Source organism: Alcanivorax sp. HI0007, assembly GCF_001635525.1.
Classification (GTDB): domain Bacteria; phylum Pseudomonadota; class Gammaproteobacteria; order Pseudomonadales; family Alcanivoracaceae; genus Alcanivorax.
Map to the genome: position 1 here is coordinate 1 of NZ_LWEJ01000229.1, position 483 is coordinate 483.

The 483-nt window shown below is 59.6% G+C and carries 1 protein-coding gene; it reads left to right on the forward strand.

Annotated features, from left to right (window positions below):
* Nucleotides 1–483, forward strand: a 483-nt coding sequence (locus A3714_RS11285; RefSeq protein ID WP_197463412.1) for a UbiD family decarboxylase domain-containing protein, incomplete at both ends; no start/stop codon positions are given.

Sequence of the window (483 nt, forward strand, 5' to 3'; positions counted from 1 at the left end):
GATGGCCGAAGAAGGGCCGTTCGGTGATCACACCGGTTATTACAACGAGGTGGAGCGCTTCCCGGTTTTCACCGTGGAGCGCATCACCCACCGCCGCGATCCGATCTACCACAGCACCTACACCGGGCGTCCACCGGATGAACCGGCGGTGCTGGGCGTGGCCATGAACGAGATCTTCGTGCCGATCCTGAAAAAGCAGTTCCCGGAAATCGTGGATTTTTACCTGCCCCCGGAAGGCTGCTCCTATCGCATGGCCGTAGTGACCATGAAGAAACAGTACCCGGGCCACGCCAAGCGGGTAATGATGGGCGTGTGGTCATTCCTGCGCCAGTTCATGTACACCAAGTTCGTGATTGTCTGCGACGACGACGTCAACGCCCGCGACTGGAAGGACGTGATCTGGGCCATGACCACCCGCATGGACCCGGCCCGGGATACCCTGCTGGTGGAAAACACCCCCATCGACTATCTGGATTTCGCTTC